This window comes from Pseudonocardia sp. (assembly GCF_025965585.1).
Classification (GTDB): Bacteria; Actinomycetota; Actinomycetes; order Mycobacteriales; family Pseudonocardiaceae; genus Pseudonocardia.
This window is the reverse complement of sequence record NZ_JAOPWR010000004.1, coordinates 1-7,978: the sequence shown is the minus strand read 5'-3', so window position 1 is coordinate 7,978 and position 7,978 is coordinate 1. Positions and strand designations below refer to the sequence as shown.

Below are 7,978 nucleotides of genomic sequence, written 5' to 3'. Positions count from 1 at the left end.
GGTGGCACCGGATCGGCCGGCCCGACGTGCTCGTCCAGCCAGCCGACCAGCGGGCCCGCCGCCAGCCAGGCCTCCCGCACGCGCTCCAGCGGCGCGGCGGTCTGCAGCCAGCACCCCAGCTCCCAGCCACGCCCCACCTGCAGGCCGCGGTGGCGCAGCAGGCCGAGGCGCGGGTGGTCGGCGGCATACCCCCGGGGGCGTCCGGCCGGCATCCGCGGCTCCTCGACGGCCCAGCCGTCCAGCGCGTCGAGGATCGTGCCGAGCTCCGCGCCCGCCTCCCCGCCGACAGCCGCGCGGTACCGGCGCAGCTGCGGGCCGTCGAAGGCCCGGTGGCCCGCCGACACCGTCAGCGCCGACGACGAGAGGACCACGCCGAGCACGCAGCCACCGGCGCTGCGGGCGAGGCAGCCCGTGTCGGTGCGGTAGGGCGGGGCGTCGGGCCGGAAGCGCCGGTTGACCTGCGGCCGGAACACGCGCGCCGTCCCGAACCCGGGTTCCAGGGCCCGGGCCAGCGCCTGCATCGGCCCGCGCACCCCGGCCTCGAACCGATGGCGGTGCGCGGTCCAGAACTCGGGGGTGTTGTCGGCGGCCAACTGCTCCAGCAGCGCGGGCGCCTCGGCGGGCCAGCCCTCGAACGTGATCTCCATGGACGTCCTCCTCGCTCGGTGTGTGCGGGCTTGGACGGATCCCGGACGCGCGAGGTTCCACGGGATCGGAGGATTCCGATACACAGCCCGCGCACAGGGACCCCCCATCAGGACCACAGCCGCAGGCGTGACGCTGGCTACCATGTCGACAGCGGAGTGGGTGCAGGCAGGCGCCGCGCAGCACGGTGACGCGGGCGAGCAAGGGAGCACGATGAGTGAACGGGCGCTCCGGCGGCCCGACGGCAGTGCCATCCGGGTGCTCGTCGTCGACGACGAATCGAGCCTGTCCGACCTGCTCTCGATGGCCCTGCGCTACGAGGGCTGGGAGGTCCGCACCGCGGCCGACGGCGGCTCCGCCGTCCGCACCGCGCGCGACTTCCGGCCCGACGCCGTCGTGCTCGACGTCATGCTCCCCGACTTCGACGGCCTCGAGGTCCTGCGCCGGATGCGGTCCGACACCCCCGACGTGCCCGTGCTGTTCCTGACCGCGCGCGACGCCGTCGAGGACCGGGTCGCGGGCCTCACCGCGGGCGGCGACGACTACGTCACCAAGCCGTTCAGCCTCGAGGAGCTCGTCGCCCGGCTGCGCGGGCTGCTGCGCCGCTCCGGCATGTCCGCGAGCCGCCAGGGCTCGGAGCTCGTGGTCGGCGACCTCCTGCTCGACGAGGACAGCCACGAGGTCCGCCGCGGCGACGACGTCGTCGAGCTGACGGCCACCGAGTTCGAGCTGCTGCGCTTCCTCATGCGCAACCCCAAGCGGGTGCTGTCGAAGGCTCAGATCCTCGACCGCGTGTGGAACTACGACTTCGGCGGGCAGTCCAACGTCGTCGAGCTCTACGTCTCCTACCTGCGCAAGAAGATCGACGCCGGCCGGGCACCGATGATCCACACAGTGCGCGGGGCGGGCTACGTCCTGAAGCCCGGGGCCGACTAGGTGCGCTCCCACTCGCTGCGGACCCGCCTGGTCGCCACCATGCTGCTGCTGCTCGCGGCGGCGTCGGTGGTGATCGGGCTGGTCACGGCGATCATCCTGCACCGCTTCCTCTACGCCCAGCTCGACCACGACCTGCGCCAGTCGAGCCAGGTCTTCGGCCGCTTCGAGGCGCCTCCGTCGCTGCCCCCGCCCGGCGGGACGTCGGGCGGCGGGAGCGGCCCACGGCCTCCCGAGTCGCTGATCGCCCTGATCAGCAACGGAGCGGTCGTCGGCACCAAGGTGTTCGCGCGCGAGGGCGGCACGACCACGGTGTCGCCGGGCGGCTACCCGGCCCTGCTCGCGGTGACGCCGGGCGACTCGCCCGTCAGCGCCGACCTCGGGCCCCAGCTGGGCGACTACCGGCTCATCGCCACGGCCCGGTCCGACGGCACGGTCCTCGTCACGGGCCTGCCGGAGAGCGGGGCCGAGGCCACCCTCACCAACGTCATCACCACCGAGGTGATCGTGGCCGCCGCGACGCTGATCATCGCCGGGCTCGCCGGCGTCGTGCTCGTCCGCCGCGAGCTGCGCCCGCTGGAACGCGTGGCCGTCACCGCCACCCGGGTGAGCGACCTGAAGCTGGACAGCGGCGAGGTCGACCTCACCGAACGCGTCCCCTACGCCGACCCGCGAACCGAGGTCGGGCAGGTGGGCGCTGCCCTCAACCGCATGCTCGACCACGTCGGCTCCGCGCTCGAGGCCCGCCAGGACAGCGAGACGCAGCTGCGCCAGTTCATCGCCGACGCCAGCCACGAGCTGCGCACGCCGCTCGCAGCCATCCGTGGCTACGCCGAGCTGACCCGCCGCTCCGCGTCGCCGGAGGAGACCGCCTACTCCCTGACACGTATCTCGTCGCAGGCCGAGCGCATGACCACCCTCGTCGAGGACCTGCTGCTGCTCGCCCGCCTCGACGCCGGACGCCCGCTGGAGCGCGGCGAGGTCGACCTCACCCGGCTCGTCCTCGACGCCGTCAGCGACGCCCACGCGGCCGGCCCCGACCACCGCTGGCTGCTCACCCTGCCCGACGAGCCCGTGACGGTGCCCGGCGACGCCTCCCGGCTCGCCCAGGTGCTGGCCAACCTGCTGGCCAACGCGCGCACGCACACCCCGCCCGGCACGTCGGTGACGGTGACGCTCGCGTCCGTCCGCGGCAGCGCTCGGCTGTCGGTGCTCGACGACGGCCCGGGCATCCCGCCCGACCTGCTGTCGCACGTGTTCGAGAGGTTCGCACGCGGCTCGTCGTCGCGGTCGCGGGAGAACGGCAGCACCGGTCTCGGGCTGGCCATCGTCGACGCCGTGGTGGCCGCCCACCGGGGCTCGGTGGAGGTCACGAGCAGGCCCGGCCGCACCGAGTTCGCCGTGCTGCTCCCCACGGCGGGCACCGTCCCCAACGGTGCGACCACCGCCCCCCTCCGCCGCCCGATCCGCGCCCGGACCCCGGGGCTCACAGGTGACGCACAGGTGGGGCACCGGTAGGACATAGCGGACGTGGCCACTCTCGGGCCACGTGACCACGACGCTCTCGCGCCCGCCCGTCGATCCGACGCAGGCCGCTCCCCCGCCCGGCCCGGCCCTGCGGCCCGGGGTGCGGCGCGGCCTCCTCGGCGCCCTGCTGGCCGTGACCGCCGTCCTCTACCTGTGGGACCTCTCGGCCTCGGGGTGGGCGAACGCGTTCTACGCCGCGGCCGCGCAGGCGGGCGGGGCGAGCTGGAAGGCGTGGTTCTTCGGCTCCTCGGACGCCGCGAACCTCATCACCGTCGACAAGACCCCTGCGGCCCTGTGGGTCAGCGGGCTGTCGGTGCGGATCTTCGGGCTGTCGAGCTGGAGCGTCCTGGTGCCGCAGGCGCTGATGGGCGTCGCGTCCGTCGGGCTGCTCTACGCCACCGTGCGCCGGACCGCCGGCACCGCGGCGGGGCTGCTGGCCGGAGCGACGCTCGCGCTGACCCCCGTCGCGGTGCTGATGTTCCGCTTCAACAACCCCGACGCCCTGCTCGTCCTGCTGCTCATCGGCGCCGCCTACGCGACGCTGCGAGCGGTCGAGGCCGGACGGACGCGGTGGCTGGTGCTGGCCGCGACGCTCGTCGGCTTCGGCTTCCTCACCAAGATGCTGCAGGCGTTCCTCGTGCTGCCCGCGCTCGCGCTGGTCTGGCTCGCGGTGGCGCCCGGCGGGATCGGGAAGCGGTTGCGGACCCTGGCGACCGCGACGGTCACGCTCGTGGTCAGCGCCGGCTGGTGGGTGCTCGTCGTGGAGCTCTGGCCCGCCGCCGACCGGCCGTTCATCGGCGGTTCGCAGACGAACAGCGTCCTCGAGCTGATCCTGGGTTACAACGGGTTCGGCCGCCTGACCGGTGACGAGGTCGGCAGCGTCGGCGGCGGCACGGGCGGTGCGGGCACCACCGGCAGCTGGGGCTCGACCGGTATCACGCGGCTCTTCAACGCGGAGTTCGGTGGGCAGAGCTCGTGGCTGCTGCCCACCGCGCTGCTGCTGACGGTGGTGCTCCTGTGGTGGACGCGGCGCGCGGCCCGCACCGACCGCCTCCGCGCGGCCGTGATCATGTGGGGTGGGTGGCTGGTGGTCACCTGGCTGACGTTCAGCCTCATGGCCGGCATCTTCCACCCCTACTACCTCGTGGCGCTGGCCCCGCCGATCGCCGCGCTCGTCGGGATCGGGGCGGTGGTGCTCTGGCGCGACCGCGCGTCGGTCGCGGCGCGGATCGTCATGGCCGCGCTGACCGCGCTGACGGCGGGCTGGGCGTTCGTCCTGCTCCGCCGCACCCCGGAGTGGCACCCGTGGCTGGCCTGGGCGGTGCTCGCGACCGGCCTCGTCGCCGCACTGGGCCTGCTGGGCGTGCACCGGGCACCGCGGGCGCTGGCGGTCGGTGTGGCCGTCGTGGCGGTCGTGGCCGGGCTCGCCGGGCCCGCCGGTTACTCACTCGCCACCGCTGCCACGCCGCACACCGGCGCGATCCCGTCGGCCGGGCCCGAGGGAGCCGGCATGTTCGGACCGGGCGGCGGTGCCGGCGGAGGCCGCGGCCAGTTCGGGGGCGGCCAGTTCGGGGGCGGACAGTTCGGCGGCGGCCAGTTCGGGGGCGGCCAGTTCCGGGGTCAGGGTCCGCCGGGCGCCGGGTTCGGCACGGGCCGTGCCGGTCAGGGCACCGCTCCGCAGGGCGCGGGCACCGGCGGTCAGGCGGGGAACGCCGGCGGTCCCATGGCGTTCGGTGGTGGTCGGGGCGGGTTCGGCGGACGCGGCGGCATGGGCGGCGTCGGGTCGCTCCTCGGCAGCCCCACGCCGGACGCCGCGGTCGTCGCCGCTCTCCAGCAGGACGCCGCCGACTACACCTGGGCCGCGGCCGCGGTCGGTTCCAACAGCGCCGCCGGGTACCAGCTCGCCACCCAGCTGCCCGTGATGGCGCTCGGAGGCTTCAACGGCACCGACCCGGCGCCCACGCCGGCGCAGTTCCAGCAGATGGTCGCCCAGCACGAGGTGCACTGGTTCGTCGGCGGCACCGGGCCCGGTGGGACGGCCAGCGGCGGCAGCGACGACGCCCAGGAGATCGCGCAGTGGGTGCAGAGCACCTTCACCGCGACTACGGTCGGCGGCACCACGCTCTACGACCTCTCCGCGGCCGTGTCATGAGGACCGTCACACCCGAACGGGGCGGACACACAGCTCGCGCACAGGAGCATCACAACGCCCCGACAGCGCGCGCGGAGATCGTGCTGTGCATGAGCGTCGTCACCGCCCCGACACAGGCGGATCCGAGCAGCGGGACGGACCGTCGGCCCGGCCCCCTCCTGGACGTGGTCGTCCCCGTCTACAACGAGGAACGCGACCTCGAGACGTCGGTCCGGCGGTTGCACGCCCACCTCACCGACCACTTCCCCTACCCGTTCCGGATCACCATCGCCGACAACGCGAGCACCGACGGCACCCCGCAGATCGCGGCGGCGCTCGCCGGCGAGCTGCAGGCCGTCACCTCGCTGCGGATGGCGCAGAAGGGCCGAGGCCGGGCGCTGCGCGCGGCCTGGTCGGCGTCCGACGCGAAGGTGCTGGCCTACTGCGACGTGGACCTGTCCACGGACCTGGCCGCACTGCTGCCGCTCGTGGCCCCGCTGATCACCGGACACTCCGACCTCGCGATCGGCACCCGGCTCAGCCCGGGGTCGCGGGTGGTGCGTGGCGCCAAGCGCGAGTTCATCTCCCGCAGCTACAACCTCATCCTGCGCGGCACCCTGCACGCCCGCTTCTCCGACGCGCAGTGCGGCTTCAAGGCCATCCGCGCCGACGTCGCCCGCCGGCTCCTGCCGCTCGTGAAGGACACGGGCTGGTTCTTCGACACCGAACTGCTCGTGCTGGCCGAGCGTGCCGGCCTGCGCATCCACGAGGTGCCCGTCGACTGGGTGGACGACCCCGACAGCAGCGTCGACATCGTCGCCACCGCGATCGCCGACCTCAAGGGCGTCGCCCGGCTGGGCCGCGCGCTCGCCACCGGCGCACTCCCCCTGCACGAGCTCCGTGCCCAGCTCGGCCGCGACGACATCCGTCCCGCCGAGAACGAGGTGGCCGGTGTGCCGAAGGGGATGCCCGGCCAGATCGTGCGGTTCGCCGCGATCGGCGTGGCCAGCACCCTGGCCTACCTGCTGATCTACGCACTGCTGCGCGGCTCGATGGGCGCGTTCGGCGCGAACCTCGTGGGGCTCGTCATCACCGCCGTGGCCAACACCGCCGCGAACCGCCGCCTGACCTTCGGCGTGCGCGGCCGCGAAGGGGCCGCCGCCCACCAGTTCCAGGGTCTCATGGTCTTCGGGCTCGGCCTGGCCCTGACCAGCGGTGCGCTCGCGGCGCTCGGCGTCTGGTGGCCCCACGCGAGCCAGCTCGTCGAGATGGTCGTGCTCGTCGCAGCCAACGCCCTGTCCACCGTGCTGCGCTTCGTCGCCTTCCGGGCGTGGATCTTCCGCGCCCGTCGTTCCCCCAGCCAGCAGGAGATCTCGGCATGACCGCAACGCTCACCCCGACGGACCGCCCTGCGGTCCCGACGGAGCCGCCGCCCGCATCACCGCCGCGGTCGCGGGGCGAGCGGGGCGCGCTGGCCGTGCTGCTGCTCGGCACGGCCGTGATCTACCTGTGGAACCTCGGCGCGTCCGGGTTCGCCAACAGCTTCTACGCGGCGGCCGTGCAGGCGGGCACGAAGAACTGGGAGGCGCTGCTCTTCGGGTCGCTCGACACCGGCAACATCATCACGGTCGACAAGCCGCCCGCCTCGATCTGGGTGATGGCACTGTCGGGCCGGATCTTCGGCTTCAACTCCTGGAGCATGCTCGTCCCCGAGGCCCTGATGGGTGTCGCGACGGTGGCGCTGATCTACGCGACCGTTCGGCGCGTCTCCGGGCCGCGGGCGGGTCTGCTCGCCGGCGCCGCGATGGCGCTGACGCCGGTCGCCGTGCTGATGTTCAAGTTCAACAACCCCGACGCGCTGCTGGTGCTGCTCATCGTGGCCGCGGCGTACGCCACGGCCCGGGCCATCGAGCAGGCGCGGACGCGCTGGCTGGTCCTCGCCGGCGTGCTCATCGGGTTCGCGTTCCTGACGAAGATGGGCCAAGGGCTCATCCCGGTCCCGGCGCTGGCGCTGGCCTACCTCGTCGCGGCGCCCACCGGTGCCTGGCACCGTATCCGCCAGCTGCTCTACGCGGGCGCCGCGATCGTGGTCTCCGCAGGCTGGTACGTCGTGCTGACGGAGCTGTGGCCCGCCGACAGCCGCCCCTACATCGGCGGATCGGTCGGCAACAGCCTGCTGCAGCTGGCCTTCGGCTACAACGGCCTGAGCCGGCTCTTCGGCGGGTTCGGCGGTGCGGGCGGTGGAGGGGGCGCCCCGGGTGGTGGCGGCACGCCCAGCGGGGGCGGCGTCCCCAGCGGTATCGGGGCTGCGTTCGGCGGCGGCGACGTGGGCATCGGACGGATGTTCAGCGCCGACATCGGCGGCCAGGTGGCCTGGCTGCTCCCGGCCGCGCTCGCGCTGCTGGTAGCCGGCCTGTGGCTGACGCGCCGCGCCCCTCGCACCGACCCCGTGCGTGCGTCGCTGATCCTCTGGGGCGGCTGGGTGCTCGTGACGGGGCTGGTCTTCAGCTTCGCCGAGGGGATCTTCCACTCCTACTACACGGTGGCGCTGGCCCCTGGGATCGCGGCGCTCGTGGGCGTCGGCGGGCACGAGCTGTGGAAGCACCGCGCCACCTGGCCCGGACGCGCCGCGCTGGCCGTGGTCGTCGCCGGCACCGCGGCGTGGGCCTGGGTGCTGCTCGGACGTTCCGCGACGTTCCTGCCGTGGCTGCGGTGGGTGGTCGTGGTGCTCGCGGTGGTCGC

At 74.2% G+C, this 7,978-nt stretch carries 6 protein-coding genes; 5 read left to right on the top strand and 1 reads right to left on the bottom strand.

Annotated features, from left to right (window positions below; translation table 11 throughout):
* Positions 1-647 (bottom strand): DUF2461 family protein (locus JWR81_RS00180; RefSeq protein WP_297645004.1); only part of this gene is annotated, 647 nt, incomplete at its 3' end.
* Positions 648-858: 211 nt separating this feature from the next.
* Between JWR81_RS00180 and JWR81_RS00175 the strand changes: the two genes are divergently transcribed.
* From JWR81_RS00175 to JWR81_RS00155, 5 genes are all read left to right on the top strand, one after another.
* Positions 859-1,581 (top strand): response regulator transcription factor, encoded by a 723-nt coding sequence (locus tag JWR81_RS00175; RefSeq protein ID WP_297645014.1) that lies wholly within the window; start codon positions 859-861, stop codon positions 1,579-1,581.
* On the top strand, positions 1,582-3,096 hold the full coding sequence (locus tag JWR81_RS00170) for a sensor histidine kinase (protein WP_367278711.1): 1,515 nt from the start codon (positions 1,582-1,584) through the stop codon (positions 3,094-3,096).
* 109 nt (positions 3,097-3,205) lie between these two features.
* Complete coding sequence (locus tag JWR81_RS00165) at positions 3,206-5,257, top strand: glycosyltransferase family 39 protein (protein WP_297645007.1); 2,052 nt, start codon at positions 3,206-3,208, stop codon at positions 5,255-5,257.
* 89 nt (positions 5,258-5,346) lie between these two features.
* Positions 5,347-6,618 (top strand): bifunctional glycosyltransferase family 2/GtrA family protein, encoded by a 1,272-nt coding sequence (locus JWR81_RS00160; protein WP_297645001.1) that lies wholly within the window; start codon positions 5,347-5,349, stop codon positions 6,616-6,618.
* A partial coding sequence (locus JWR81_RS00155; RefSeq protein WP_297644998.1) for a glycosyltransferase family 39 protein occupies positions 6,615-7,978 on the top strand: 1,364 nt, incomplete at its 3' end. The genes JWR81_RS00160 and JWR81_RS00155, both read left to right, overlap by 4 nt.

Bases quoted from the DNA above. Each gene is read 5' to 3' on its own strand.
- JWR81_RS00175 (WP_297645014.1), top strand. From the start codon at position 859: ATGAGTGAACGGGCGCTCCGGCGGCCCGACGGCAGTGCCATCCGGGTG.
- JWR81_RS00160 (WP_297645001.1), top strand. From the start codon at position 5,347: ATGAGCGTCGTCACCGCCCCGACACAGGCGGATCCGAGCAGCGGGACG.